Source organism: [Roseibacterium] beibuensis, from assembly GCF_039542305.1.
In the GTDB taxonomy this organism is placed as follows: Bacteria; Pseudomonadota; Alphaproteobacteria; order Rhodobacterales; family Rhodobacteraceae; genus Roseibacterium; species Roseibacterium beibuensis.
The window spans coordinates 912,766-939,587 of sequence record NZ_BAABHW010000001.1 but is presented as its reverse complement, the minus strand read 5'-3'; the positions used below and the strand labels follow the sequence as shown (position 1 = coordinate 939,587).

The 26,822-nt window shown below is 65.6% G+C and carries 27 protein-coding genes and 2 tRNA genes; 21 read left to right on the top strand and 8 right to left on the bottom strand.

The features are described 5' to 3' along the window. Positions 1 to 9 precede the first annotated feature (9 nt). The 4 genes from trpC to lexA all read left to right on the top strand — a co-directional run bounded on the left by trpC (position 10) and on the right by lexA (position 3,294). Positions 10 to 816, top strand: a complete 807-nt coding sequence (gene trpC, locus ABD923_RS04715) for an indole-3-glycerol phosphate synthase TrpC (RefSeq protein WP_259546398.1) — start codon at positions 10 to 12, stop codon at positions 814 to 816. After that, positions 816 to 1,304 carry a cyclic pyranopterin monophosphate synthase MoaC gene (gene moaC, locus ABD923_RS04710; protein ID WP_259546399.1) on the top strand — a complete coding sequence of 163 codons (489 nt, stop codon included), beginning with the start codon at positions 816 to 818 and terminating at the stop codon, positions 1,302 to 1,304. Before trpC ends, moaC begins: the two co-directional genes overlap by 1 nt. Then, on the top strand, positions 1,301 to 2,500 hold the full coding sequence (locus tag ABD923_RS04705; RefSeq protein WP_259546400.1) for a molybdopterin molybdotransferase MoeA: 1,200 nt from the start codon (positions 1,301 to 1,303) through the stop codon (positions 2,498 to 2,500). The genes moaC and ABD923_RS04705 overlap by 4 nt, the downstream gene beginning before the upstream one ends. Positions 2,501 to 2,604: 104 nt before the next feature. After that, positions 2,605 to 3,294: a transcriptional repressor LexA gene (gene lexA / locus ABD923_RS04700; protein ID WP_222187739.1), complete on the top strand. Its 690-nt coding sequence runs from the start codon at positions 2,605 to 2,607 to the stop codon at positions 3,292 to 3,294. Positions 3,295 to 3,305: 11 nt separating this feature from the next. On the opposite strand, the gene ABD923_RS04695 is transcribed toward lexA, so the two are convergent. Further along, entirely contained in the window at positions 3,306 to 5,435 is a 2,130-nt protein-coding gene (locus ABD923_RS04695; protein ID WP_259546401.1) for a ComEC/Rec2 family competence protein, read from the bottom strand. 105 nt (positions 5,436 to 5,540) lie between these two features. On the opposite strand from ABD923_RS04695, the gene gltX reads away from it, so the two are divergent. Both gltX and gltA read left to right on the top strand, forming a co-directional pair. After that, positions 5,541 to 6,959 (top strand): glutamate--tRNA ligase, encoded by a 1,419-nt coding sequence (gene gltX, locus ABD923_RS04690; RefSeq protein ID WP_259546402.1) that lies wholly within the window; start codon positions 5,541 to 5,543, stop codon positions 6,957 to 6,959. Positions 6,960 to 7,062: 103 nt separating this feature from the next. Then, complete coding sequence (gltA, locus tag ABD923_RS04685; RefSeq protein ID WP_259546404.1) at positions 7,063 to 8,355, top strand: citrate synthase; 1,293 nt, start codon at positions 7,063 to 7,065, stop codon at positions 8,353 to 8,355. A 77-nt stretch (positions 8,356 to 8,432) separates the two neighbouring features. On the opposite strand, the gene ABD923_RS04680 is transcribed toward gltA, so the two are convergent. Then, entirely contained in the window at positions 8,433 to 8,861 is a 429-nt protein-coding gene (locus tag ABD923_RS04680; protein ID WP_259546406.1) for a SufE family protein, read from the bottom strand. 123 nt (positions 8,862 to 8,984) lie between these two features. On the opposite strand from ABD923_RS04680, the gene ABD923_RS04675 reads away from it, so the two are divergent. Continuing rightward, positions 8,985 to 9,434 (top strand): hypothetical protein, encoded by a 450-nt coding sequence (locus ABD923_RS04675; protein WP_222187745.1) that lies wholly within the window; start codon positions 8,985 to 8,987, stop codon positions 9,432 to 9,434. 6 nt (positions 9,435 to 9,440) lie between these two features. Here the strand turns inward: ABD923_RS04675 and rnd are convergent, their stop codons facing one another. The 3 genes from rnd to purM all read right to left on the bottom strand — a co-directional run bounded on the left by rnd (position 9,441) and on the right by purM (position 12,331). After that, positions 9,441 to 10,601: a ribonuclease D gene (gene rnd, locus ABD923_RS04670; protein ID WP_259546407.1), complete on the bottom strand. Its 1,161-nt coding sequence runs from the start codon at positions 10,599 to 10,601 to the stop codon at positions 9,441 to 9,443. Positions 10,602 to 10,679: 78 nt separating this feature from the next. After that, on the bottom strand, positions 10,680 to 11,285 hold the full coding sequence (purN, locus tag ABD923_RS04665) for a phosphoribosylglycinamide formyltransferase (RefSeq protein ID WP_259546408.1): 606 nt from the start codon (positions 11,283 to 11,285) through the stop codon (positions 10,680 to 10,682). Further along, the gene (purM, locus tag ABD923_RS04660) at positions 11,282 to 12,331 is read right to left on the bottom strand and encodes a phosphoribosylformylglycinamidine cyclo-ligase (protein ID WP_259546409.1); all 1,050 of its coding nucleotides are present in this window, start codon (positions 12,329 to 12,331) and stop codon (positions 11,282 to 11,284) included. The genes purN and purM overlap by 4 nt, the downstream gene beginning before the upstream one ends. Positions 12,332 to 12,467: 136 nt before the next feature. Here purM and ABD923_RS04655 point away from each other — a divergent pair, with 136 nt between their 5' ends. After that, complete coding sequence (locus ABD923_RS04655) at positions 12,468 to 13,433, top strand: hypothetical protein (protein ID WP_259546410.1); 966 nt, start codon at positions 12,468 to 12,470, stop codon at positions 13,431 to 13,433. A gap of 12 nt (positions 13,434 to 13,445) precedes the next feature. On the opposite strand, the gene ABD923_RS04650 is transcribed toward ABD923_RS04655, so the two are convergent. Then, on the bottom strand, positions 13,446 to 13,868 hold the full coding sequence (locus ABD923_RS04650) for a hypothetical protein (protein ID WP_259546411.1): 423 nt from the start codon (positions 13,866 to 13,868) through the stop codon (positions 13,446 to 13,448). A 123-nt stretch (positions 13,869 to 13,991) separates the two neighbouring features. Here ABD923_RS04650 and ABD923_RS04645 point away from each other — a divergent pair. Beyond that, a tRNA-Ile gene (locus ABD923_RS04645) sits at positions 13,992 to 14,068 on the top strand. A 36-nt stretch (positions 14,069 to 14,104) separates the two neighbouring features. On the opposite strand, the gene ABD923_RS04640 is transcribed toward ABD923_RS04645, so the two are convergent. After that, complete coding sequence (locus tag ABD923_RS04640) at positions 14,105 to 15,418, bottom strand: ATP-binding protein (protein ID WP_259546412.1); 1,314 nt, start codon at positions 15,416 to 15,418, stop codon at positions 14,105 to 14,107. Here ABD923_RS04640 and ABD923_RS04635 point away from each other — a divergent pair. The 12 genes from ABD923_RS04635 (at position 15,417) to ABD923_RS04580 (ending at position 26,337) form a co-directional block, all read left to right on the top strand. Next, on the top strand, positions 15,417 to 16,343 hold the full coding sequence (locus ABD923_RS04635) for an MBL fold metallo-hydrolase (RefSeq protein WP_259546413.1): 927 nt from the start codon (positions 15,417 to 15,419) through the stop codon (positions 16,341 to 16,343). The genes ABD923_RS04640 and ABD923_RS04635 overlap by 2 nt on opposite strands. A gap of 65 nt (positions 16,344 to 16,408) precedes the next feature. After that, a tRNA-Asn gene (locus tag ABD923_RS04630) sits at positions 16,409 to 16,483 on the top strand. A gap of 455 nt (positions 16,484 to 16,938) precedes the next feature. Further along, positions 16,939 to 18,282, top strand: a complete 1,344-nt coding sequence (locus ABD923_RS04625; RefSeq protein WP_259546414.1) for a substrate-binding protein — start codon at positions 16,939 to 16,941, stop codon at positions 18,280 to 18,282. 150 nt (positions 18,283 to 18,432) lie between these two features. After that, entirely contained in the window at positions 18,433 to 19,464 is a 1,032-nt protein-coding gene (locus tag ABD923_RS04620; RefSeq protein ID WP_259546415.1) for a branched-chain amino acid ABC transporter permease, read from the top strand. A gap of 4 nt (positions 19,465 to 19,468) precedes the next feature. Then, positions 19,469 to 20,680 (top strand): branched-chain amino acid ABC transporter permease, encoded by a 1,212-nt coding sequence (locus ABD923_RS04615; RefSeq protein ID WP_259546416.1) that lies wholly within the window; start codon positions 19,469 to 19,471, stop codon positions 20,678 to 20,680. A gap of 12 nt (positions 20,681 to 20,692) precedes the next feature. Beyond that, positions 20,693 to 21,451 carry an ABC transporter ATP-binding protein gene (locus ABD923_RS04610; protein WP_259546417.1) on the top strand — a complete coding sequence of 253 codons (759 nt, stop codon included), beginning with the start codon at positions 20,693 to 20,695 and terminating at the stop codon, positions 21,449 to 21,451. 21 nt (positions 21,452 to 21,472) lie between these two features. Continuing rightward, positions 21,473 to 22,228, top strand: a complete 756-nt coding sequence (locus tag ABD923_RS04605) for an ABC transporter ATP-binding protein (protein WP_259546419.1) — start codon at positions 21,473 to 21,475, stop codon at positions 22,226 to 22,228. Between the two features lie 446 nt (positions 22,229 to 22,674). Continuing rightward, positions 22,675 to 23,682 carry an isopenicillin N synthase family dioxygenase gene (locus tag ABD923_RS04600; RefSeq protein ID WP_259546421.1) on the top strand — a complete coding sequence of 336 codons (1,008 nt, stop codon included), beginning with the start codon at positions 22,675 to 22,677 and terminating at the stop codon, positions 23,680 to 23,682. Between the two features lie 264 nt (positions 23,683 to 23,946). Beyond that, positions 23,947 to 24,285, top strand: coding sequence for a TfoX/Sxy family protein (locus tag ABD923_RS04595; RefSeq protein WP_259546422.1), 339 nt, complete (start codon positions 23,947 to 23,949; stop codon positions 24,283 to 24,285). A 137-nt stretch (positions 24,286 to 24,422) separates the two neighbouring features. Beyond that, complete coding sequence (locus tag ABD923_RS04590; RefSeq protein ID WP_259546423.1) at positions 24,423 to 25,466, top strand: cytochrome-c peroxidase; 1,044 nt, start codon at positions 24,423 to 24,425, stop codon at positions 25,464 to 25,466. Between the two features lie 292 nt (positions 25,467 to 25,758). Continuing rightward, complete coding sequence (locus tag ABD923_RS04585; RefSeq protein ID WP_259546424.1) at positions 25,759 to 25,932, top strand: YqaE/Pmp3 family membrane protein; 174 nt, start codon at positions 25,759 to 25,761, stop codon at positions 25,930 to 25,932. A 3-nt stretch (positions 25,933 to 25,935) separates the two neighbouring features. After that, the gene (locus ABD923_RS04580; protein ID WP_345229427.1) at positions 25,936 to 26,337 is read left to right on the top strand and encodes a DUF4112 domain-containing protein; all 402 of its coding nucleotides are present in this window, start codon (positions 25,936 to 25,938) and stop codon (positions 26,335 to 26,337) included. Here the strand turns inward: ABD923_RS04580 and ndk are convergent. Then, the gene (gene ndk / locus ABD923_RS04575; protein WP_222187875.1) at positions 26,334 to 26,756 is read right to left on the bottom strand and encodes a nucleoside-diphosphate kinase; all 423 of its coding nucleotides are present in this window, start codon (positions 26,754 to 26,756) and stop codon (positions 26,334 to 26,336) included. The genes ABD923_RS04580 and ndk overlap by 4 nt on opposite strands. Positions 26,757 to 26,822 lie beyond the last annotated feature (66 nt).

Genomic DNA, 26,822 nt, shown 5'->3' with positions numbered 1-26,822 from the left:
AGGGGCCGCATGAGCACCATTCTCGACAAGATCAAGGCCTACAAGCTGGAAGAGATCGCCGCCGCCAAGGCGGCGCGCCCGCGCAGCACGGTGGAAGAGGCCGCGCGCGCAGCCCCGCGCATCCGCCCCTTCGGCGACGCGCTCCGCGCGGCCTCGGCCACCGGCTATGGCCTGATCGCCGAGATCAAGAAAGCCAGCCCGTCCAAGGGTCTGATCCGCGAAGATTTCGACCCGCCCGTGCTGGCCCGTGCCTACGAGGCCGGCGGCGCGACCTGCCTGTCGGTCCTGACCGACACGCCATCCTTCCAGGGCGCGCCGGAATACCTGAGCCGCGCGCGCGCGGCCTCCAACCTGCCCTGCCTGCGCAAGGATTTCCTCTATGACACCTACCAGGTGGCCGAGGCGCGCGCCTGGGGCGCGGATTGCATCCTGATCATCATGGCCTCGGTCGAGGATGGGCAGGCGGCCGAGCTTGAAGACGCCGCGCGGCACTGGGGCATGGACGCCCTGATCGAAGTGCATGACGGGGCGGAACTGGACCGCGCGATGAAACTGAAAAGCCCGCTTCTGGGGATCAACAACCGCAATCTCAACACCTTCGAGACCACGCTGGAGACGACGCGCACATTGGCCGCGCGGGTGCCGGACGACCGGATGGTGATCTCGGAGTCGGGCCTGTTCACGCCCGACGATCTGGCCGAGATGGCCCGCTGCGGGGCGCGCACCTTCCTGATCGGCGAAAGCCTGATGCGGCAGGCGGATGTGACCGAGGCCACCCGCGCCCTGCTCGCCGATCCCCTGCCGGTGGAGGCGTGATGTCAGGCAAGCTCACCCATTTCGATGCCGGCGGGCAGGCGCATATGGTCGATGTCTCCGACAAGGCCGTCACATCGCGGATCGCCGTGGCCGAATGCCATGTGCGGATGCAGCCCGAGACGCTGGCCCTCGTCACCACGGGCGATGCCAGGAAGGGCGACGTGCTGGGCGTGGCCCGTCTGGCCGGGATCATGGGGGCGAAGAAAACCGCCGAGCTGATCCCGCTGTGCCATCCGCTGCCGATCACCAAGGTCACGGTCGACCTGACCCCGGACGCGGACCTGCCCGGCGTGCGGATCGAGGCGACCGTCAAGACCACCGGGCAAACCGGCGTCGAGATGGAGGCGCTGACCGCCGCGTCGACCGCCGCGCTGACCGTCTATGACATGCTGAAAGCCGCCGAAAAATCCATGGAAATCGGCGGCTTGCGCGTCGTGTTGAAGGATGGCGGCAAATCCGGGCGGTACGAGGCCGGGGCGCGCGCATGATCACCGTCGAGGAAGCCCTCTCTGCCTGCCTTGCGCTGACCCGCCCGTTGGAGGCCGAGACCGTGCCGCTGGCCGAAGGCGCGGGGCGCGTTCTGGCCGACCCGGTCTTCGCCAAGCGTGACCAGCCGCCCTTCGCCGCCTCGGCCATGGATGGCTACGCCGTGCGCGATATAGAAGCGATCCCCGGCCGCCGCCTGCGGGTCGTGGGCGAGGCCCCGGCTGGCCGGGCTTGGTCTGGCCGCATCGGGCCGGGCGAGGCCCTACGGATCTTCACCGGCGCGCCCGTGCCCGAGGGCGCGGACCGCATCGTCATCCAGGAAGACGTGACCGTGGATGGCGACACGATCACGCTGGGAAAAACGCTGGATCACGGCCTGCACCTGCGCCCCTCGGGGGCGGATTTTCGCGAAGGCGCCCGGATCGAGGCGCCGCGCCGCCTGTCACCGGCCGACATCGCGCTGGCCGCCGCGATGAACGCGCCAACCCTTTCGGTCACGCGCCGCCCCGAGGTGGCGCTGATCGCCACCGGCGACGAGCTGGTCAGCCCCGGCGAAGACCCCGGCCCCGATCAGATCATCGCCTCGAATACCTATGGTCTGAAGGCGCTGATCGAGGCCGAGGGCGGCCATGCCCGCCTCTTGCCGATCGCGCGGGACAATCGCGAGAGCCTTGAGACGGTCTTTGCACTGGCCAGCGATGCGGACCTGATCGTGACGGTGGGCGGGGCATCGGTGGGCGACCATGACCTGGTGGCAGAGGTCGCGACCGGGCTGGGCCTTGAACGCGCCTTCTACAAGATCGCGATGCGCCCCGGCAAACCGCTGATGGCGGGCCGCCTTGGCGAGGCCGCCCTGCTGGGCCTGCCCGGAAACCCGGTTTCGGCCATGGTGTGCGGGCATCTGTTCCTCGTGCCGATGCTGCGGGCCTTCCTTGGGCTGCCCGCGGGCGCGCGCCGCCGCCGTCGCGCCCGCCTGATGGCCGATCTCGACCCGAACGGGCCGCGCGAACACTACATGCGCGCCGAGGTCGTTCCCGGCGCCGACCTGCCCGAGATCACGCCCTTCGACCGGCAGGACAGTTCGCTCCTGTCGATCTTCAGCCGGGCCAACGCGCTGCTCGTCCGCCCCGTCGACGACGGGCGCAGACGCGCGGGCGAGATCGTCGAATACCTCCCCCTCGGGCCGCTCATCACCTGATCTGTTCCGATTCGTTGACACACAGCGGGAACACGTGTAGAACGCAAGGTGAACGAATGTGAGCAGGCGGGCGGTGCAACGCCGCGAGGCAAGGAGGCTGGATCATGCTGACACGCAAACAGCGCGACCTTCTGGAGTTCATCCACAAGCGGGTGCAGCGCGACGGGGTGCCCCCGTCCTTCGACGAGATGAAAGAGGCGCTGGATCTGCGCTCGAAATCGGGCATTCACCGGTTGATCACCGCTTTGGAAGAGCGGGGCTTCATCCGCCGCCTCGCCCACCGGGCGCGCGCGATCGAGATCGTGAAAATGCCCGAGGCGATGGAAAGCGGCGGGTTTACCCCGCGCGTGATCGATGGCGACCGCCCCGATGCGCCGCCCCCCTCAGGCGCGATGCCCGTTGCGGCCACGGCGACCGATCTGCCCGTGATGGGCCGGATCGCCGCCGGCACCCCGATCGAGGCGATCAGCGAGGTCGCGGCGCATGTCGCGGTCCCGCAACAGATGCTGAGTTCGGGCCGCAGCCATTACGCCCTTGAGGTGCGGGGCGACTCGATGATCGAAGCCGGGATCAACGATGGCGACATCGTCGTGATCGAGGAAAGCTCTGCCGTGGACAATGGCGATATCGTCGTGGCCCTCGTCGAAGGGCACGAAGCGACGCTCAAGCGGTTCCGGCGCAGCGGCGGCATGATCGCCCTTGAAGCGGCCAACCCCGCCTATGAAACCCGCGTGCTGCGAGAGGACCAAGTGGCCGTTCAGGGCAAACTGGTGGGCCTGATCCGCACCTACTGATCGACCGGCCCTTACGGCCTGGATGACCACAGCCTCTGCCCCTGCCGGGCGGAGGCTGTTTCGATTGAGACATCGCCCGCCGCGATGGACAGGGTGATGGCCCCGGTTCGGCGCAGGAGTGTTGCGTCGATCACCCGGCATTGGGGCGGCAGGCCCGAGGCACGCGCCATGCCGGGCGGGTGGTTTTGCGAAACGGGCAGGATCGCGGAGGTCAGCGGCGGGTCCGTCTCTTCCGCGGGTTCGGACAGGACGATCACGTCATGGGTCGCGCAGGCCGCTGCCGCATCCGGCAAGGCCCGACGCCCCGATCCATGCCAGAGGCGCACGCCCTCCACCACCATCGACATGCCGGCCCCCTCAGGCCGCCATCCGTCGCGCGCATGGGCCGCCTCCTGATCGGCGAGATCGCCATCATTCTCCAGCCAGATCCCCGCAACGAACCCGTCGCCGCGGGATCGGGAGAGGGCCCGGCCCGCCTCTGTCATCACGCCGACCAACCGCCCGGTGTCGGAGATCAGCACCTGCGGGCGGGATGCGCCCGTCCACAGCACAAAGGCCAGCAGCGCCGGGAAAAGGCCCAGCCAGCGCGCCCGCCCCTGCCACAGGATCACCCAAAGCGCGCCCAGGCTGATCAGGCCAAGGACGCTTGCGGGCGGCGTGACCACGGCGCGCGTCGCACCCGGCATGGCCGCGATACGCTCGGCCACGGACAGGATCCATGTCAGCCCCGGCTCCATCACGGCAAAGGCAAGCGGCGCCCCCCCGGCTGGCCAGAGAAGCGCGGCGACGACCGCCGCCGGGATGATCAGGCTGCCCATCACCGGCACCGTCAAAAGGTTCGCCACCAGCCCGTAGACCGCGATCCGGTTGAAATGCGCGGCCGCGAAGGGCGCGGTCGCCAGCCCCGCCACGGCGGAGGAGAGCACCAGCGCCGCAATCCACCGCGCCCATTTCGGCCAGGCGGTCATCCCCTCCACCCCGCGCATCGCGTTGAACACGGCCACCAGGGCCGTTGTCGCGGCGAAGGACATCTGGAACCCCGGCGACATCAGCGTCTCGGGCCGGTGCGCCAGAACGATCAGCGCCGCGATGGCCACGGACCGGAGCGTCACCGCGCGCCGATCCAGCAAAACCGCCACGAACATCACGCCCACCTGGATGAAGGCGCGTTCGGTCGCGACGTTTCCCCCCGAAAGCGCAAGGTAAAAAGCGCCGGAGGCAAGCGCAGCGACCGCCGCCCATTTTCGGATCGGGTAGCGCAAGGCCAGTGCCGGGATCAGGGCGAGAACGGCGCGCAAGGCCGCGTAGACGAACCCGGTCAAAAGCCCCATGTGCAGGCCCGAAATGGCCAGGAGATGCGCGATATTGGCGGCGCGCATGTCCTCGACCGGGCTGGCTTCGAGCCCCGAACGATCGCCGGTCAGAACGGCGGCGGCGAAGGCGCCCGGCTGACCGTCGATCTGCGCGCGGATGGCTGCGCTGAGCTGCATGCGGAGATGGAACAGCGGCGCCTCTCCGGGCGGGCGCGGCGCCGCCAGAAGGACCGGCGTGCGCGTGTAGCCGACCGCCCCGAGCGACAGGAACCACGCGTGACGCTGGAAATCGAAGCCGCCGGGTTCGGCCGGACCGGAGGGCGGAGAGAGATGCCCGGTCATCATCACCCGCATCCCCGGCGCCGGGTCCAGCCAGCGTTGATCGCCATGGAGCGCGACGCGGACGCGGCGCGGAACCCGCTCAGGCCGCATGTCTTCGAGGCGGACATCGGCAAGCGTAAGGCGCAAGGCGTCCGAGGCGGAGCGGTCTATGCCGACGACGCGGCCTTCGATCGGCCCGTAATAGCGGAAATCGAGGACCGGACCGGCGACGGAATGGGCCCGCGCCCCGGCCAGCAACAGGCCCGCCGCAACCAGCATCAGGGCGAAGCCGAACGGCCCCAACGCCTCGCGCCGAGCGACGACGAGCGCCAGGCCAAGGACGGCCACAAGTGCAACAGCCAGGTAGGCATTGGCCGTCGGTTCGACAGGCAGGGCAAAATAGATCGCGACGCCGATCGCCAGCGCGACGGGTGACCAAGGCATCAGCGCCCCGCGCTGGCCCTGCTGCACCGCGTTCACGGCGGCGAGGATCGGCCACGCGCGCACCCTTGCACCCCTCCATCGCAGTCGAGTAAGTCCCCCCTGTCTAGCCAAGACAAGGTTTCCAACTGGTTAACGCGGGCGCCTGGATGCGCGCCCGGAAGGGATCACATGGCCGATCACGACACCGTCGTTACCCGTTTCGCCCCCTCGCCCACCGGCTTTCTGCATATCGGCGGCGCGCGCACCGCGCTGTTCAACTGGCTCTATGCGCGCGGACGCGGCGGCAAGTTCCAGCTGCGGATCGAAGACACGGACCGCGCCCGGTCGACGCCCGAGGCCACGCAGGCCATCCTTGACGGGTTGGAATGGCTGGGGCTCGATCATGACGGGCCGGTGATCAGCCAGTTCGCTCGCCACGAGCGTCACGCCGAGGTCGCGCAGGAGATGCTGGCCGCGGGTCACGCCTACAAGTGCTTTGCGACGCAGGAGGAAATCCAGGCCTTTCGCGATGCGGCCAAGGCCGAGGGGCGCTCGACCCTGTTCCTCAGCCCGTGGCGCGACGCAGCGGAGGCGGACCATCCGGCCGGCCAGCCTTACGTGGTGCGCCTGAAGGCCCCGCGCGACGGCGAGACGGTGATCGAGGACGCGGTGCAGGGCCGCGTGACGGTGAAGAACGCACAGCTGGACGACATGGTGCTGCTGCGCTCGGACGGGACGCCGACATACATGCTGGCCGTGGTGGTGGACGACCACGACATGGGCGTGACCCATGCCATTCGCGGCGACGACCACCTGAACAACGCGGCCCGGCAGGCGCAGATCTACCACGCGATGGGCTGGGCCGAGCCGGTCTGGGCGCATATCCCGCTGATTCACGGCCCCGACGGCAAGAAATTGTCCAAGCGTCACGGGGCCCTCGGCGTGATGGAATACGCGCAGATGGGCTACCCGCCCGCCGCGATGCGCAATTACCTCGCCCGCCTTGGCTGGTCGCATGGCGATGACGAATTGTTCACCGACGCGCAGGCGACGGACTGGTTCGACCTGTCGGGAATCGGCAAGTCTCCTGCCCGGCTCGACATGAAAAAACTGGAGAATGTCGCCGGGTGGCACATCGCGCGGATGGCGGATGATGAAATTGTAAGCGAAGTGGAGCGGTTCCTTGCGCTGACGCAGCACGAGCCGCTTTCGCAATCGCAGAAAGATGGATTGTCCGACGCGATGTTCTGCCTGAAGGAACGCGCGAAGTCCTTGCCCGATCTCATTGAAAAGGCAGAGTTTGTTCTGGCGTCCCGCCCCATCCAGCCCGATGAGAAGGCCGCCAAGGCGCTTGATCCTGTATCCCGTGGTATACTGCGAGAATTGACTGCGCAGTTGCAGAATGTTAGCTGGACGCGAGAGACGTTGGAGACCACGCTCAACGCCGCCGCGGACGCCCACGAGGTGAAGTTCGGCAAGCTTGCAGGCCCCCTTCGGGCGGCCCTTGCAGGGCGGAGTGTCACCCCCAGCGTGTTCGACATGATGCTCGTCATCGGTCGGGACGAAACCATCGCCCGCCTGACGGACGCCGCCTCCCGCCCGGAATAATACGGGCGGGGCGCATACTCAGCGTGGGGTCCGCGACTGCAATGTCCGGCCCCTATCCCCTGCCCGCGCCCCGGCGCGGCAGTTCAGTTGGAGAGGGACGACAATGGCAGACACCAGAACCGCCACCTTGACCATCGACGGCAAATCCTACGATTTGCCCGTGCGGTCGCCCAGTGCCGGGCCCGATGTGGTCGATATCGGCAAACTCTATGCCCAGGCAGGCGTTTTCACGCATGACCCCGGCTTTACCTCGACCTCGTCCTGCGACAGCTCGATCACCTTTATCGACGGCGACAAGGGCGAGTTGCTGCATCGCGGCTACCCGATCGACCAGCTGGCCGAGAAATCGCATTTCCTCGAAGTGTGCTACCTGCTTCTGTATGGTGAATTGCCCAGTGCCGCCGAGCTGGAAAAATTCGAGACCACGATCACGCATCACACGATGATCCACGAGCAGATGGGGAACTTCTTCCGCGGGTTCCGCCGCGATGCTCATCCGATGGCGGTCATGGTCGGCGTGGTCGGCGCGATGTCGGCCTTCTACCACGACTCGACCGATATCAACGATCCCCGCCAGCGCGAGATCGCCTCGCATCGCCTGATCGCGAAAATGCCGACCATCGCGGCATGGGCGTTCAAATACACGATTGGTCAGCCCTTTGTGTATCCGCGCAACGATCTGGATTACGCCTCGAACTTCCTGCGCATGTGTTTTGCCGTGCCCTGCGAAGAGTACAAGGTCGATCCGATCCTGAGCCGCGCGATGGACCGGATCTTCACGCTGCATGCCGACCATGAGCAGAACGCCTCGACCTCGACGGTGCGGCTCGCATCGTCCTCGGGCGCGAACCCGTTCGCCTGCATCGCGGCCGGCATCGCCTGCCTCTGGGGGCCGGCGCATGGCGGTGCGAACCAGGCCTGCCTGGAAATGCTCAAGGAAATCGGCACGCCCGACCGCATCCCCGAGTTCATCGACCGCGCCAAGGACAAGAACGATCCATTCCGCCTGATGGGCTTTGGCCACCGCGTCTACAAGAACCACGACCCGCGCGCGACGGTGATGAAACAGTCCGCCCACGAGGTGCTGGACCTGCTGGGGATCGAGAACAACCCGATCCTGCAAGTCGCGATGGAGCTGGAAAAGACAGCCCTCGAAGACCCCTATTTCGCCGAGAAAAAGCTGTTCCCGAATGTCGATTTCTATTCGGGCATCATCCTCGAGGCGATGGGCTTCCCGACCTCGATGTTCACGCCGATCTTCGCGGTCAGCCGCACCGTGGGCTGGGTCAGCCAGTGGAAGGAACAGCTGACCGATCCGGCGATGAAAATCGGCCGCCCGCGCCAGCTTTACACCGGCGAGACGCATCGCGACTACGTCGAGATCGAGAACCGCTGACAGCGCGACCGACGCAATCGAAAAGGCCGCCCTGTTTCGGGCGGCCTTTTTTGTTTCAGAAGCTTATGGCGCGATCTTCAAGCGGCGGCACGCTCTGCTGCCAGGTCGCGAATCCGTCCGATCATCGCCCGCACCCCGTTCGAGCGTTGTGACGAGAGGTGCTCGTCCAGACCCAGCCGCCCCAACTCGGCCTGCGCGTCGACCTTCAGGACCTCGGCAGCCGTGAGGCCTGCGTAAAGGGCGTGCAGAATGGCGATGAGGCCGCGCACGATGATGGCGTCGCTGTCGCCCTCGAAGTCGAAGGTCGCGTCAGCCCCCTCGCCCTCGATCCGGGGCAGGATCCAGACCTGGCTGGCGCAGCCCTCGACCTTGGTCGCGGGCACCTTCACCGCGTCGTCCAGCGCGGGCATCGCCTTGCCCAGTTCGATGACGTGGCGGTAGCGCTCTTCCCAATCGTCGAGGAAGTCGAACGTCTCCGCGATCTCTTCGAAGGCTTCGGTCGCCATGATCTGCCCCTTTCGCTGCTACGCCCCTGAGGTAGGCGGGCTGGCCGCGACAGTCCAGTGGCGCTTTTCATCGCAGGGCCAATCGGATAGACAACGCCGCAACCGAAGCCCGGAGATTGCCCCATGCTGCGCGCCCTTGTCGTCCTGTCGCTGATCGTTTCGCTGTCGGCCTGCGGAAGCCGCCTCAACCCGATGAACTGGTTCGGGGGCGACGAGGAGGAACGCGTGCGTGTCGTCGAAGGCGAGGAGGTCACCTCCTCCGATCCGCGCCCGCTGGTGACGGAGGTCATCGCCCTCAGCGTCGAGGCCACGACATCGGGGGCCATCGCGCGCGCCACCGGGGTGGTTCCCACCCAAGGCTACTGGCAGGCCGAACTGGTGCCCGCAGGCCGCGAAGACGGCACCCTGATCTTTGAATTCCGCGCCGCCCCGCCCGACACGCCGCAACCCACCGGAAGCCCCGCCACGCGCGAAATCATCGCCGCCACCGCGCTCGGGCGCGGCGACCTCGAAGGCGTGCGGTCCATCCTGGTAATCGGGCAGGCCAACCGTCGCTCGGTCACCCGCCGCTAAACCCGCCTAGACCGGGACGATCTTGACCTTCTGACCGACGGCGGACAGCGCGACCTCTCCCCGCAACAGGCGCAGGGCGTCTTCGCCGAACACCTCGCGGCGCCAGCCGGTGGCCCAGATCCCGTCATGCTCGCCATTGGCGATATCGTCGAGATCCGAGGAGGAGGCGATCAGCTTGGACGCCACGCCGGCCTCTTCCGCCTTGGCTTTCAGAAGGACGCGCAACAGGTCGGCAAGGGCCGGGTTCAGGCCCGAGCGGTCGCGCGCCTTCGGCAGCTTCGGCATATCCTCGGGATTCATCTCCAGCCCGCGCTTGACGGCGGCGACAAGTCCCTCGGCAATCGCCCCCTTGCGGGCATCGCGCAGCAGCAGGCGGGATTTCGACAGGTCCTGCACCGATCTCGGCTTGGTCGAGGCCAGTTCCATCAGCGCATCATCCTTGAGGATGCGGTTGCGCGGAATGTTCTTTTCCTGCGCGGTCCGCTCCCGATAGGCGGCCAGTTCCTTGGCGACGGCCAAGAGTTTCGGAGAGGAGGAGCGTAGTTTCAGACGCTTCCACGCATTCTCCGGCTCCACCACGTAGTTCTCGGCATCGGTCAGGCTGGCCAGTTCCTCTTCCAGCCAATGGGTGCGGCCGGATGTCTTGAGGCGGTCGGACAGGTATTCATAGATCTGGCGCAGGTGGGTCACATCGGCCAGCGCATAGGTTTTCTGCGCATCGCTGAGCGGGCGGCGCGACCAGTCGGTAAAGCGGGACGACTTGTCGAGGCTCGCCTTGGCGATCTTGCGCACCAGCGTCTCGTAGCCGACCTGGTCACCGAAACCGCAGACCATCGCCGCCACCTGCGTATCGAAAAGCGGCGCGGGCACCACATCGCCCTCGACATGGAAAATCTCGAGGTCCTGCCGCGCGGCGTGAAACACCTTCACGACGCCGGTGTTGCGAAACAGCTCGTAAAGCGGGGCAAGGTCCATGCCGTCGGCCAGCGGGTCCACCAGAACCGCATCGCTGTCATCCTCGCCCGGCAGGGCCAGTTGCACGAGGCACAGCTGCGCGAAATAGGTGCGTTCGCGCAGGAACTCGGTATCGACGGTGACGTAGGGGGCTTGGGCGGCGCGGGCGCAAAAGGCGGCCAGCGCGTCGGTGGTGGTCAGGGTCTCAGGCACGGGTCATCCGTTCGTGGCACAACTTGGCATCTCGCGGTGATAGGCGAGCGGTCGAGGAAAGAAAAGAGAGGGCGCGCCCTAGCCCGCCGGTTCCGGCAGGAAGACCGGGCGGCGATCCCCGGCAGCGAAGCGGCGCAGCACGGCAGGATAGAGCAGATGTTCCTGCTCCAGCACCCGGGCGGCGAGGTCGCCGGGCGTGTCGCCGGGCAGGATCGGCACCCGCGCCTGCCCGAGGATGGGGCCATCATCGAGGGCCGGTGTCACCTCGTGCACCGTGCATCCCGCCTCGGCATCGCCCGCCTCGATCGCGCGGGCATGGGTATGCAGCCCGCGATAGTTCGGCAGGAGCGAGGGGTGAATGTTCAGCATCCTTCCCTGCCACTGGCTGACGAAGCCTTCGGTCAGAACCCGCATGAACCCGGCAAGGCAAAGCATGTCAGGGGCGTGCGGGGTAATGGCCTCGGTCAGCGCAGCCTCGAAGGCCGCGCGATCCTTGCCAAAGGGGCGATGATCGACGGCCGCTGTCGGGATACCCATTTCGGCGGCTTTCGTCAGGCCACCGGCCGTCGGATCATTCGCAAGGACAAGGCAGGGACGTGCCGGGTGATCCCTGGTCATGGAGCGCGCAAGGGCCACCATGTTGGACCCGCCGCCGGAAATCAGGATCGCGACGCGTTTCGTCACGAAAGCGCCCCGGAGTAGCGCACGCCCTGCCCGGCAACCACCTGCCCGATCCGGCAGACCGTTTCGCCCTCGGAGGACAGGAGGTCTGCGACCGCATCGGCGCGGTCGGCGGCAACGCTCAGAACCATGCCGATCCCGGCATTGAAGGTCTTGAGCAGTTCCGGCGTCTCCAGCCCGCCTTCGGCGGCCAGCCATGCGAAGACCGGCGGCAAGGTCCAGGAGGACAGGTCAATCTCGGCCCCCAGCCCCTCGGGCAGAACGCGGGGCAGGTTCTCGGTCAGGCCGCCGCCGGTGATATGGGCGAGCGCGTGAACCCCGCCCGCGCGAACTGCTGCAAGGACCGGCTTCACGTAAAGCCGCGTGGGCGTCAGAAGGGCTGTGCCGAGGCTTTGCTCCGAAGCGAAAGGGGCCGGCGCCTGCCAATCGAGGCCGGAGCGGTCCACCACCTTGCGCACCAGCGAATAGCCGTTCGAATGCACCCCGTCCGAGGCCAGCCCCAGAAGCACGTCGCCCTCCGCCACGCCAGCCGGCAGGCCCTGTCCGCGCTCCATCGCGCCCACGGCAAAACCGGCAAGGTCGAAATCCCCCGGCGCATACATGCCCGGCATCTCTGCCGTCTCCCCGCCGATCAGGGCGCAGCCGGACAGGCGACACCCCTCGGCGATGCCGGTCACGATCCGGGCCGCGGCCCCAACCTCCAGCTTGCCGGTCGCGAAATAGTCAAGGAAGAACAGGGGTTCCGCCCCCTGGCAGACGAGGTCGTTGACGCACATCGCGACAAGGTCGATCCCGATCGTGTCGAAGGCCTCGGTCTCGATCGCGATCTTGAGCTTGGTGCCCACGCCGTCGGTCGCGGCGACCAGCACCGGGTCGCTGTAGCCTGCGGCCTTGAGGTCGAAGAGCGCCCCGAACCCGCCAAGCCCATCGACCACGCCGGGCCGCCGTGTCGCCGCTGCGGCGGGCTTGATGGCATCGACCAACGCGTTGCCTGCATCGATATCGACCCCTGCCTCGGCATAGGTCAGGCCCGGTTTGCGATCGCCCATGTCAGCGCCTCCATATTTCCTGGCAGGCCCCTAGCAGGGCCTTGCGCGTTCGTCCATGCGGCGTGGGACCTTGCCCCAATTTCGACACAATTCTCGTCGATTCTTTTTTAAAAAGAAAACAATCGAGGCAGGCAGCATGGCGAACTCCGCGGGAGTCGAAGTATTTTTCGTGGTCGATGGTCCGCGTCTGGAGGCTCAGGCCTGCCTGTTGGTCCCGACGCTCAGGGCGCATCTCGATGCGCGCAGCCAGCGCGCGGTGGCCTATGTCCGCAGCGACTATATCGACAAGATCGATCCCCTGACCGCCGAGGTTCTGGAGCGCTCGGGCATTTCCCTGCGCGAGATCCCGCACACCCATCTCGGCCACCTGCCGTGGTCAGCACCCTACCCGCAAGGAAACAAGCTCCTGGCGGCTGCGGATGAGCGGGACTGCGAGGTCTCGGTCTTCATGGATACCGACATGGTTCTGGCGCGGCCCGTGAATTTCGCAAGGGAACTCGGGCGGGCGCAGATCGCGGCCAGCGTCTCGGACTATGCAAGCCCCGGCACCGACGCGGACAGCTGGCGGTCGCATTACGCCCTTTTCGGCCTCGACCTGCCAGAGCAACGCGTCCGATTGCGCGGCGGGCGTCGCCTGACCACCCTGCCCTATTTCAACGCGGGACTGGTCATCTTCCGCGAGGCCGATGCAAATGGCGATCCGACGGGGATCGGGCGTAGCTGGCTTGAGGCGGCCCTGTTGCTGGAGAAGGCCGGAGACGCCGTGGCGGACCGCACCTTTATCGATCAACTGGCCCTCCCGATCCTGGGCTACAAGATCGAGGCTCCGGTCAAGAAGCTGGCGCAGCGGATGAACTTCAACATCCAGGCCTTCGGCGCCGCACCTGCGAGCGCCGCCGACATCGTGCATTACCACAATATCGGGGTTCTCTGGCAGCACGCCGACCACGCCCGCAATGCGCTTGCGGAGTTGCATGCCCTGATCGGGCCGGACGGCATCGAGCGGTTCGCGCAGACCTTTTTCCCGCACATCAAGCGCAAGCGGATGAAGCAGTATCTGCCGGAATTCGCCACCCCGCTCCCACGTCGCGAGGCCGCCTGACCAAGGGCACGGTCACGGCGTCCGGTTGCCCCCGTTTCCGGGCGCGGAGGCACCGGCCGCCCGTTTGCCGATGGACAGGAACAGCGCCAGCATCAGCCCGGTCGACGCGGCCAGGAAGAAGGTATCCCCAAGCCCCTGCGGCTCGGACAGCATCTGCCGCACCTCGGGGATGAGCACGGCGGGCACCACGACGTTCAGCACCAGGTACGGCCCGATCATCACGCCCCAGACAGCCGCCCAGTCTTTCAGCGACAGAAGCCGGTCGGCCGTCCGCGCGGCGCGCATGCCGATATCCACGGCGGGAACCGAAGCAAGGATCACGCCCGCGGCCAGCGAATTCGGCAGCCCCGCGAAGGCCACCAGCGCCGCGAAGACCAGCCGCAATCCGACGAGCCAGACGAGGTAGCGAAGACCAAGAGATGTCAGAGACGGCATGCAGTCACCGGGGATTCGGAACAGTCCTGACACCGGGAATAGGCCACGGGCCGCATACGGGCAAGCGCGCGATCCAGCACATGGCTTGACGGGCGTGGGCGGTCTGCTAAGCGTCTGGCTGGCGGGCCTGTAGCTCAATTGGTTAGAGCAGGGCGCTCATAACGCCTTGGTTGGGGGTTCAAGTCCCTCCGGGCCTACCATGGGCGCACGGCGCCCCTGCCCGCCCCGTCGCCCCGCTATCGCGGCAGCACCAGATCGACCCGCAAGCCCCCCAGACGCGCGCTTTCCGCCAACCGCAAGGTCCCGCCGTGACGCCGGGCGATATCCGTCGCGATGGCAAGACCGAGGCCCACGCCCGTGCCGCGGTCCTGGTTGCGGGCCGAGTCGAGCCGGGTGAAGGGCCGGACGGCCGCCGCGCGATCCTCGGGCGGGATGCCGGGCCCGTCATCTTCTATGGTAAAGCGCAGGGCCCCCTCCAGCAGGGTCAGGGAGAGCACCGCCCTGTCCCCGTATCTCAGCGCGTTGCCGATCAGGTTGGTCAGGGCGCGATGCACCGCATCCGGGCGCATCAAGACCCGATCGCCGCGTTCGGGTCCATCGTAGGTCACCTGCCCCCCTGCCCGCCTTGCATTGTCCACCACCCGGTTGGCCAGCGCGACGACATCCGTCTCGACCGGATCATCCAGGGCCTCGCCCCGCGCGAAATCGAGGAAAGTGTTGAGAAGGACCTCCATCTCCTCGACATCGCGAATGAGATCGGCCGCGCCCTGCTCGTCCTCCATCATGCTCAGCCCGAGGCGCATCCGGGTCAGCGGCGTGCGCAGATCGTGGCTGACCCCCGACAACATCAGCGTGCGCTGTTCGATCTGGTTCTCGATCCGGTTGCGCATGTCGAGAAAGGCGCGCCCCGCGCTGCGCACCTCGGTCGCGCCCGCCGGCCGGTACTCGACGCGCCGCCCCTTGCCGAAGGCCTCGGCCGCCTTGGCCAGACGCCGGATCGGGCGCAGCTGGTTGCGCAGGAAAAGATAGGCCAGGGCTGTCATGAAAATGCCGGTAAACCCCATGATCACGAGAAGCTGGTGCGGGTTGGACGCCGAGACACGCCGGCGGCTGACGGTCATGTCCATGGCCGGGTGCCCTGCCCCCGCAGCGACCGAGATCGTCGCGTCATCGTCGATATTGACGAGATCGACAGCCGTGACACCGGGCACGTTCGACCGCATCACGTCGATCATCACCACACCAGACAGGTCGTAGAACAGCCGACGGTCCCCTGGCTCTGACTGCGGCGGGATGGCCAATTCGATCTCAAGCGCCTCGGCCGTCGCGCGCCCGGCCGCGTCGCCGCCCGAGGCAAAACGCTCCAGCACCAGGTTCATGTCCAGGGCGAGGGCGCGGGCCATCTGTTCGGTGACATTCTCGTAATGGCGTTGAATGAAGACCGACGACACGACAAGCTGCACCCCGAGAACGGGGACGATCAGGATCAGCGCCGCCCGGCCATAAAGACCGCGGGGCAGGAAACGCTTGATCCAGGAGAAGGGCGACATGACGGCATCTAAACGCGCGACCGAAGCGATGGAAAGGGGCAGACCGATGCGGCTGGAGAAGGATCTGCGACTCATCCTCGCCCCCAACCCCTCGCCGATGACCTTCAAGGGCACGAACACCTACCTCCTCGGGACCGGAGAGGTGGCGGTGATCGACCCCGGCCCGGCCCTGCCCGAGCATCTGGAGGCCATCCTCGGCGCCCTCGACGAGGGAGAGTGCATTTCCACGATCCTCGTCACCCATTCGCACAAGGATCATTCCGGCCTTGCCCGCGATCTTGCACGGGCCACGGGTGCCCCGATTCTGGCAGCCGGTCCCTCGGATTGGGGACGGCGAGCGATCATGCAGGAGCTCGCCAGGACCGGAGAGATCGGCGGTGGCGAAGGTGTCGATCCCGATTTCGCCCCTGACAGTCTTGTCCGCGAAGGCGCGACCGTGGTTGGGCGTTGGGGCAGGATCGACGTGCTGGAAACGCCGGGCCACATGGCGAACCACCTCAGTTTCGCGTGGAACGGCGCCCTGTTCTCGGGGGACCTGATCATGGGGTGGTCCACCTCGCTCGTCTCGCCGCCCGATGGCGACATGACGGCCTTCATGGACTCGGTCTGCCGGCTGGCCGCGCGCGATGACCGCATCTACTACCCCGGCCATGGCGATCCGGTGACCCGACCCCAGGACCGCGCACAAGAGTTGCTGGCCCACCGGCGCAACCGCGAAACCCAGATCCGCGCGGCGCTGTCGGAGCTTGCGACTTCAGATGCCACGACGCTCGCGCGCCGGATCTACGACGATATCGCCCCCGAGCTGATCCCGGCCGCCGCCCGCAATGTCCTGGCCCATCTCATTGACATGCTTGAGAAAACGGAGGTCGAGGCGCTCGACCCTCCGCACCCGGGCATGCGCTTTCGCATTGCCCGAACGTAACAGTCAATTTTTCTCGCCTACCCCTCTGGACGGGCAAAAACTGTCTTGCTATACGCACCGCCAGTTCCGGCGTAGCTCAGCGGTAGAGCAGTTGACTGTTAATCAATTGGTCGTAGGTTCGATCCCTACCGCCGGAGCCAAAATCATCTGATAATACTGAATGCTGCGTGATAGCCGTCGCCACTTTTGTGCTTGGCCTGGGCGTTCTTCGCTCTCGCGTGGCAGCGCTCTCGCCTATCATGACATCCGCGGCATCCCTGGCGAAGTATCCGCATCCCGATTCCCGGTCGAAGGCTGTAGCGAAGTCGCACCAGCCCTCCGCAGCAGGCCACGGCCGACCTTTGCCACGCCGCATTCGTCAAAGCCGTAAACAGAGGGGGCAGCGCACTCAGCCCTGGCGCGAACGAAAACTAGATATTTGATATATATCGCTATTTTCAATTATTGCCCTGTGATGAAAATTTCTTTTCAAAATTAAATTTCGTCCCGACGGCGCGCTGGATAATAAATTGCATCTCCCAGATCGTAAGGGTGGGTGTCCGTTGCCCATGCCTGGATTGGGAGGTCCGGGCCTAAAAATCCATGGGAGGATTAAATGTCTGACAAGAATCTCTCGCGTCGTGGCCTGCTCAGGGCCGGCGCCGCTACCGGCGTCGCGCTGTCGCTGCCGACGATCTTCACCAGCAAGGCCTACGGCTTCACCAACGAGCCGGGCGCATCTTCGGTGACGCTCGGTTTCAACGTGCCCCAGACCGGTGCCTATGCCGATGAAGGCGCGGACGAGCTGCGTGCCTACCAGCTGGCGGTCGAGCACCTGAACGGTGAAGGCGATGGCGGCATGCTCAACACCTTCTCCAGCCAGGTTCTGGACGGCACCGGCATCCTTGGCCGCCGCGTCGAGTACGTGACCGGCGATACGCAGACCTCGTCGGATGCGGCCCGCTCCTCGGCACGCTCGATGATCGAACGCGACGGCGCGATCATGATCACCGGTGGCTCGTCCTCGGGCGTGGCCATCGCCGTGCAGGGCCTGTGCCAGGACGCCGGCGTCATCTTCATGGCCGGCCTGACCCACTCCAACGACACCACCGGCAAGGATCGCCGCGCCAACGGGTTCCGTCACTTCTTCAACACGGAGATGTCGGGCCGCGCGCTGGCGCCGATCCTCGAAGCCAACTACGGCTCGGACCGCAAGGCCTACCACCTGACGGCGGATTACACCTGGGGCTGGTCGCAGGAAAACTCCATGCGCACCTACACCGAGCAGATGGGCTGGGAGACGGTCGAGACCGTGCTGACCCCGGTGGGCGCGGGCGACTTCTCGTCCTACCTGACGCCGGTTGCGAACTCGGGCGCCGACGTGCTGATCCTGAACCACTACGGCGGCGACATGGTCAACTCGCTGACCCAGGCCGTCCAGTTCGGTCTGCGCGAGGCACAGGCCAACGGCAAGCAGTTTGAGATCATCGTGCCGCTTTTCTCGCGCCTCATGGCCCGCGGTGCCGGTGAAGCGATCCAGGGGATCTTCGGTTCGACGAACTGGCACTGGTCGCTGCAGGACGAAGGCAGCCGGGCCTTCACCCGCTCCTTCGGCGAGCGCTATGGCTTCCCGCCGTCGCAGGCGGCGCATACCTGCTACGTGCAGACGCTGCTTTATGCCGATGCCGTGACCCGCGCCGGCACCTTCAACCCCTGCGGCGTGGTCGAAGCGCTCGAAGGGTTCGAGTTCGACGGCCTGGGCAATGGTCCGACGCTCTATCGCGCCGAAGACCACCAGTGCTTCAAGGACGTGCTGGTCGTGCGCGGCAAAGAGAACCCGGACAACGAGTTCGACCTTCTCGAAATCGTCGAGGTCACCCCTCGCGAGACCGTCACCTACCCGGTCGATCACCCCGACTTCGCGGGTGGCGCATTGGGCAGCTGCAACCCGGGCGCCTAAGCCCAGGCACGGGATCGACCCGGGCGCCGCCGCGCCCGGGTCTTTTCGCCCCATCCTCCCGACCGCGCCTGACCGCGCCGCCGGGATGCGTGCACAGCAGGGGCACTTCGGCAAGAACATCGGCAGATCGGCAAAGGGACCCGTGCGGCCATGGAAACGATAATTCTGCAAATTCTGAACGGGCTGGACAAAGGCTCGGCCTACGCGCTCATCGCGCTGGGGCTGACGCTGATCTTCGGTACGCTCGGCGTCGTCAATTTCGCCCATGGCGCGCTGTTCATGCTGGGCGCTTTCGTCACGGTCACGCTCAGCCGCGTTCTGACGCTGTCGTTCGAGACCATCGACGAGACGCGCACCGACTTCCTGGGCAACCCGATGCGGGTGGACACCCCCTATGTCGAGGCCTGGTTCGGGCCTGAATTCGGCGGTGCGCTGATCGACTGGGCGGTGCCGCTATCGATCCTTTTCGCCATTCCGATCATGGCGATCATCGGGGTCGCGATGGAACGCGGCCTGATCAAGTTCTTCTACAAACGGCCCCACGCGGACCAGATCCTCGTGACCTTTGGCCTCGCCATCGTGTTGCAGGAGATCGTCAAGGCCTTCTTCGGCGCCAACCCGATCCCGATGCCGGCACCCGACGCCTTCGTCGGGTCGTTCGATTTCGGTCAGCTTCTGGGCTTCGATCCCTATGCGATCATGTATCCCTACTGGCGCCTGATCTATTTCGCCTTCGCCGCCGTGGTGATCGGCGCGGTCTTCGCCTTCCTGCAATTCACCACCTTCGGGATGGTGGTGCGCGCCGGCATGGCCGACCGGGAGACGGTGGGCCTTCTGGGCATCGACATCGACAAACGCTTCGTCACCATGTTCGCGATCGCCGCGATCGTCGCGGGCCTTGCGGGGGTGATGTACACGCCGATCCTGTCGCCCAACTATCACATGGGCATGGACTTCCTCGTGCTCAGTTTCGTGGTGGTCGTGGTGGGCGGCATGGGCAGCCTTCCGGGCGCCGTTCTGGCGGGCTTCCTGCTGGGCATCCTGCAGAGCTTTGCCTCGATGTCGTTCTTCATCGACCTCATCCCCGGCATCAACCAGGTCATCATCTACCTGGTCGCCGTCGTCGTGCTTTTGACCCGTCCGCGTGGCCTTATGGGCCGCAAGGGCGTCATGGAGGACTGATCCCATGCTCGGACTGAACAAGGCGGATCTGAGGCTCTTCCTCATCGTCATCGCGCTGCTTGTCTTTGCGCCTTTCATCATGAACCCCTTCCCGGAATCGGTGGGCCTGGCGCAGTTCAACGGCGGCTACCCCGACCTGCTGCAAAAGCTGGTGATCTTCGGGATCTTCGCCGTGGGCTTCAACATCCTCTTCGGCCTGACCGGCTATCTCAGCTTCGGTCACGCGGCCTTCCTCGGGATCGGCTCCTATGCCGGGGTCTGGATGATGAAGCTTCTGACCATGAACGTGATCCCGGCGCTGATCGTGTCGGTTATCACGGCGGGCATCCTGTCGCTGATCATCGGCTTCGTCGCGCTGCGCCGGTCGGGCATCTACTTCTCGATCCTGACGCTGGCCTTCGCGCAGATGTTCTACAGCCTCGCCTATTCGGTCCTGACGCCGATCACGGGCGGTGAATCGGGGCTGACCCTGTCGCTGGAAGATCCGCGCATCCTCGGCGTCAGCCAGACCGAAAGCGGCAACATCCCGGTGCCCCATATCTTCGGGCTGGAGATGAGCGCGAGCACCACCTGGAATGTCGGGGATTGGTCCTTCACCTTCAATGTCGGCTACTATTTCGCGGCCATCGTGATGGTCGGTGCCATGTATCTCGCCATCCGGCTGTTCCGGTCGCCCTTCGGCCTGATGCTGCGCGCGGTCAAGTCGAACCAGGCCCGGATGAGCTATACCGGCCTGAACGCGCGGCCCTACACGCTGGCGGCTTTCGTGATCTCGGGCATGTATGCCGGTCTCGCCGGTGGACTGATGGTCGCGATGGACCCCTTGGCCGGGGCCGAGCGGATGCTCTGGACCGCCTCGGGCGAGGTCGTGCTGATGACCATCCTCGGCGGCGCGGGCACGCTGATCGGCCCGATCCTTGGGGCGGGCCTCATCAAGTATCTGGAGTCGATCATCTCCACGATCAACGACGCGATCCTGCACAGCTGGTTCGCCGCCCTGCCCGGCTGGTTGGAAAACACGCTGGTCTTCATCCTGCACCCGTTCATCGGCAAGGGCTGGCACCTGACGCTGGGGATCGTGTTCATGCTGGTGGTGATCTTCCTGCCCGGCGGCATCGTCGAGGGCGGCAAGCGGATCGGCAACCTATTCCGCCGCAAACGCGGGCGCGAGGACCAGACCGGCCCCGCCACCCCTGCCCCGAAACCCGGCGAGTGAGGAGAGACGGCCATGGGTATCCTAGAAGTCACGGACGTCAACAAGCGCTTCGGCGGCCTGCAAGCACTGGGGAACGTGAACCTCAGCGTGCAGGAAGGCACCTGCCACGCCATCATCGGCCCCAACGGAGCGGGCAAGTCCACGCTGCTGAACTGCCTCGTGGGCAAGCTCATCCCCGACACCGGGACGGTCACGTTCGAGGGGCAAAGCGTGCTTGGCCGCAAGCCCTACGAGATCAACCAGATGGGCATCAGCCGCGTGTTCCAGACCCCCGAGATCTTCGGCGATCTGACGGTGCTGGAAAACATGCTGATGCCGGTTTTTGCCCGGCGCGACGGCACCTTCCGCCTGCATGCCTACGAGACCATCGCCAACGAGCGGGAATTGCTCGACGAGGCGGAGGGCATGCTTGACGAGGTGAACATGCTCGACAAGCGGCACATGCATTCCGCCTCGCTCTCGCGCGGGGACAAGCGGCGGCTGGAGATGGCCATGTGCCTCGTGCAGAAGCCCAAGCTGCTGCTGCTTGACGAGCCGACCGCCGGCATGGCGCGCGCCGATACCAACAACACGATCGACCTGCTCAAGGAGATCAAGGAAAAGCGCAACATCACCATGGCGATCATCGAACACGACATGCATGTCGTCTTCAGCCTCGCCGACCGGATCACGGTCCTGGCCCAGGGCACGCCGCTGGTCGAGGACATCCCCGAGAAAATCAAGGGCCACCCGAAGGTCCGCGAAGCTTATCTTGGCGAGGCGCAGGTCTGAGGACCGGCAGGAGGAACAGAGATGAACGTCAAACCTGAATGGGACCCGAACGCCAACCATGCCAGCCACGCGCCGGCCTTCCTGTCGGTCTGGGAGATCGACGCCTATTACGACGAAAGCTACATCGTCCAGCGCATCAGCTTCAACGTGCACGAGGGCGAGATCCTCGCCCTGCTGGGGCGCAACGGTGCGGGCAAGACCTCGACCCTGCGCACCATCGCGCGGGTGGACGACCCCGAGTTGCGCCATGGCGAGATCTGGCTCGACCACCAGCCCCTGCACGAGATGAAGGCCCACCAGGCGGCACAGAACGGCCTTGCGCTGGTGCCCGAGGACCGGCGCATCATCCCGGGCCTGACGGTCGAGGAAAACCTCAAGCTTGCGCAGATCGCCCCGCCCCATGGCTGGTCGATGGAGCGTATCTACGAGCTGTTCCCCCGCCTCGGCGAGCGCCGCAAGCAGGAAGGGGTCACGCTGTCCGGGGGCGAACAGCAGATGCTGGCCATCGCCCGCGCGCTTGCGCGCGACATCAAGATCCTTCTGCTCGATGAACCCTACGAAGGGCTGGCCCCCGTCATCGTCCAGGAAATCGCCAAGACCCTGAACGTGATCCGCGACCAGGGTATCACCACCATCATCGTGGAACAGAACGCCGTGGCCGCGCTGGAACTGGCCGACCGCGCCGTGATCCTCGACACCGGCTCGGTCGTCTTTGACGGCGACGCCAAGGAGGTCTTGGATAACAACGAGTTGCGCGAGGAATACCTCGCCATCTGAGATGCCTGCCCGGCGGCTCACCCCGCCCGGCACGTCAACGCCTCGCCCAATCTCGGGCGGGGCGTTTTTCGTTGCGAGTCGCGGGGATCGCCCGAAACCGGCACCGAAACCGCACAATATCGCGGGGCGGCGCCAGAAGTTTCGCTCAAGAATTGTGCAAGTGCCGAATGCCGCGACGCAGCGGCACGCTTTGCCTGTGCGCAGCGCCGAGCCCGTGCGACTTTCAGATTGTCGGACGCCTCGGGATCAGTCTCCTCCCTTCCTTTGCCGATCTCAAAGGCGCCGACGCGAAAAGACTGGCTGACGATCCGCCTCCTCGTCTCTCTTCCACTTGGCCGGATCGTCAGCTTTTTCGCGGAGTAGAAGCAGTCAGGGCGCAAGGGCGTCCGGGTCATTGCTCCCGTTTCACGCGCGGGCCGTCCGGGCCCCGGAACAGGAGAACGACCATGACCGCATCGACCGGCAGCTACAGCTACGACGAATTGAACCGGGAATCCCGCATCGGGGGGATGGGCACCGAGGGAACACATCAGGTCGCCCTGATCGACCTGGGCGAATTCGAGACCCGCAAGGCCGAGATCGCCGACCAGCTGTGGCAGGCCGCGACCACGCTCGGCCTGTTCCAACTGACCGGCCACGGCATCCCGCTGGCACAGATCGAGGAGGCGTTCGCGCTGTCCGAAAAATTCTTCGCCCAGCCCATGGAGGTGAAGGAAACCATGCCGCTGCGCCCCGGCACCAACGCGGGTTGGGAGTTCAAGGCGCAGGTTCGCCCCTCGACCGGTACGCCGGATCAGAAGGAAAGCTACCAGATCACCCTGCCCCGCATGGACGGCCTCTGGCCAGCCGAAGCGGCGCTGCCCGCGTTCAAGGACAAGATGCTGGCCTTCGAGCGCGCCAACCGGGAGGTCGCGATGAAGGTGCTCTCGTGTTTCGCTCTGAAACTGGGGTTTGCCGAAGATCTCTTTACCCGCGCCCATGACCCGGCCTCGCCCGAGTATCAATCCACCCTGCGCCTGATCCACTACCTGCCGATGGAAAACGCCAAGCCCGAGGATTTCGAGGGCTGGCGGGCCGGTGCCCATACCGATTTCGATTGCCTGACGCTCTTGCATCAGAAAACCGGCCAGGGCGGGTTGCAGGTCTGCCCCGGCTACGCCGCCGAAGATGGCGCCTGGACCAGTGTCGAACCGGTCACCGGCATCATCACCTGCAATATCGGCGACATGCTGATGCGCTGGTCCGATGACCGCCTGTTGTCGAACCCGCACCGCGTGCGGATGCCGCGCCCTGACGAGTATCTCGGGCCGCGCTACTCGATCCCCTTCTTCGCACAGGCCAACAAGGATTTCGTCCTGCGTGGCCCGGCCGGGAAATACCCGCCGATCACCGCGGGCGATTACATCCTCGAGCGGATCAAGGCGAATTACGATGCGCTGAAATCCACGGGCTGACAGGCACTTGCCCCTGTGTCCGCCGTGCAACGTTGCGGCGGCGGACACAATTCCGCCACATTGTTTCCCCGGTTTTGCTCGATTTGTGGCAAGAATTAGACTTTCATGAAATTACGTTTCATGACGGTTTGGAGCAATATTATGCCGACAGCACCTCAACCCACCCCGGCGAAGGGCCAGAAGCCCGAAAAACCGCGCCCGGCCCCGGTCCGCTTCAAGGATTGGGCCAGCATCTGATAGGCTGATCTTCGGGAGGTCCCGAGGATGAGCAACACCCCGGCGGAAGACTCCGTCACCACGATCCGCAACATCGGACCGGCCCTCGCCCGCGCGGGCATTCGCACGGCGACCGAGCTGCGACGGATCGGGGCGGAAACCGCCTACACCCGCATGATCGAAACCGGCACGCGGCCGCATTTCATCGGGTTCTACGTCTTGGTCATGAGCCTGCAAGGACGCCCCTGGAACGACTGCAAAGGCGCCGAGAAAGCCGCGCTGCGCGAAACCTTCGACGCGATCGTCGCAAGGACCCGGCAGAGCGGCGGTGCACACCCCGAACTCGAACGGATCCTCGACCGGATCGGGACCGGCGCCCGCCGTTAAAAAGCGAACCCAAAAAGTTTCTTTTTGACGCGACGGAAGTTGACCCATGTCAAACACTTTTCCGTGCACCTTCGCATACTCTGGAATCATTCCAACGGGCTTCCAGGAAGCGCGCAAACCGAATGGAGTGTCATACCATGTTCCGCACCACGCTCACCGCCGGTGTCGCCCTTGCAACCGCCCTTGCAGGTCCCGCGCTGGCGAACGATGAGTTGCGTGAATACGCAAACGAGTTGTTCGAGCCGATCCCGCTGTCGACCCCCGATCTAGCCAACGGCAACATGGTCACCCGCCAGCGTGTCGATCTCGGTGCGATGCTGTTCTTCGATCCGCGCATGTCACGCTCGGGCCTGTTCTCCTGCCAGTCCTGCCACAATGTCGGCACGGGCGGGGTCGACGGCCTGGAAACCTCGATTGGCCATGGCTGGCAGGCCGGTCCGCGCAACTCGCCCACCGTGTTCAACGCCGTGTTCAACGTCGCCCAGTTCTGGGACGGTCGCGCCGCCGACCTTGCCGAACAGGCCACCGGCCCGGTTCAGGCCGGTGTCGAGATGAACAACACGCCCGAGCGCGTGATCGCGACGCTGAACTCCATGCAGGCCTATGTGGACGCCTTCCAGGAGGCCTTCCCGGGCGAGGAAGATCCTGTCACCTTTGACAATTTCGCCCTTGCCATCGAGGCATTCGAAGCCACGCTGACCACGCCGAACTCGCGGTTCGACCAGTTCCTGATGGGGGCCGACAGCCTGGATGAACAGGAACTGGCCGGCCTGAACGCCTTTATCGATCAGGGCTGTGCCGCTTGCCACGCGGGCGTCAACATGGGTGGCCAGGACTATTACCCGTTCGGCCTTGTCGAGCGTCCGGGTGCCAACGTGCTGCCCGAGGGCGACCGCGGCCGCTTTGCCGTGACGGAAACCGCGATAGACGATTACGTCTTCCGCGCCGCACCGCTGCGCAACATCGAACTGACCGCCCCCTATTTCCACTCCGGCGCCGTCTGGGACCTGGAAGAAGCCGTGGCCGTCATGGGCGTCGCCCAGCTGGGTGCCGAACTCAGCGAACAGGAGATCTCGGACATCGCCGCCTTCCTGCGCACGCTGACCGGCGAAATCCCCGAGGTCGTGCACCCGGTCCTGCCGACGCGCACCGCGGATACGCCGCTGCCCGAGCCGATGTAAACACCAGTTTCGGCGCACTCTCCCCTCCCTCCTCCCGGCGGGTCGGGCGCCGAACAGGGGACTGCGACGGGCGCTTCCCCCGCGCAGTCCCCAAAAGACCAAAGGCCGTCTCATACGAGGCGGCCTTTTCTTTTGGAATATCTGATTTATCGGTTTTGTTGCAGATACACCAAACCCACACCCCCATGCGCGCACGGGTCGAAACGGCCCCCGAGTGGGAGGCCGTCGGAACCTATCCCGATGATGACCGTTCCCGTCACAGACAATGACGCAGCCTCACAGGGAGATCATCATGGATATCCTGCGCATCATCGCCTCCATCATCCTGCCGCCCCTTGGCGTGTTTCTGGAGGTCGGCCTGACCAAGCATTTCTGGATCAATATCGTTCTGACGATTTTGGGCTACATCCCCGGCATCGTGCACGCGCTGTACATCATCCTGCGCGACCAGCCGCGCACGGTGTAACCGATGACCGGCCCCGAGACCCAAAGGCACTTGGAACGGCTCGATCGACTGGCGACCCGGCTGGACAGCGCGTTCCGCATTCCCTTCACCGGAATCCGCATCGGGTATGACGGGCTGATCGGCCTGATCCCGGGCGTGGGCGATACGCTCGCCCTCGCCCCTGCCGCCTACATCCTGCTGTCGGCGCGGCGGCTTGGGGCCTCAACACCCGTCCTTTTGCGCATGACCGGCACCTATGCGCTGGATTACGCGGTGGGTCTCGTGCCCGTGCTCGGCGACGTGTTCGACATCGGGTTCAAGGCCAACCGCCGCAGCATCGCGACCCTGCGGCAGCACCTGCACGAAAAAGGGCGGGCGCCGACCGCGGCACCCGCCCCTTCGCAATCCGGTATCGCCGACGTTTAGCCGACCAGTTCAAGCCCGGCGAAGAAATACGCGATTTCCTCGGCTGCGGTTTCGGGTGCGTCCGAACCGTGGACCGAGTTCTCGCCCTTGGACAGCGCGAATTCCTTGCGGATGGTGCCTTCGGCGGCTTCGGCCGGATCGGTGGCGCCCATCACTTCACGGTACTTCGCAATCGCGTTCTCACCTTCCAGCACTTGCACGACGACCGGCTCGGAGGCCATGAATTCGCACAGTTCACCGTAGAAGGGGCGCTCCTTGTGGACGGCGTAGAAGGTGCCGGCCTGGGCGGGGGTCATGTGGATGCGCTTCTGCGCGATTATGCGCAGGCCGGCGGCTTCGATCTTGGCGTTGATCGCGCCGGTCAGGTTGCGCTTGGTGGCGTCGGGCTTGATGATGGAAAAGGTGCGCTGAATGGCCATGTCTCGCTCCGTTGAAACGGGGTGGGTTAAGGATCGCGCGCCCTCTAACACGGGGGTTGCGGGTTG